Consider the following 276-nt stretch of genomic DNA (forward strand, 5'->3'; position numbering starts at 1 on the left):
TTCACACGCTCACTCAGTTGCTAAAGAATAGCGGTTGCCAATACGACATCTACGACCTAGGTCGTCGTATCCAGAAAATCGACAACACCCTATTCTCTGATGTTGAGCAGGGGAAACAGCCATACCCGTTTCCACTTCAGAAACAAGCTCACTTAGCCATTAGCTACTGGAACGAACACAAACAGCCATGGATTTGGTTTCTAAAATTCAAGCTAGACGAAAGAGGCCTACTGCATCAAGGCGATGTGGGTAATTTTCTTAAGTTTGTTATCGAAG

The 276-nt window shown here is 44.2% G+C and carries 1 protein-coding gene; it reads left to right on the forward strand.

Features of this window, described 5'->3' with window-relative positions:
- Positions 1 to 276 (forward strand): DUF3549 family protein (locus AB4512_RS23385; protein ID WP_372175913.1); only part of this gene is annotated, 276 nt, incomplete at both ends.

It is taken from the genome of Vibrio sp. 10N.222.52.B7, from assembly GCF_041474275.1.
GTDB classification, from domain to species: Bacteria; Pseudomonadota; Gammaproteobacteria; order Enterobacterales; family Vibrionaceae; genus Vibrio; species Vibrio crassostreae_C.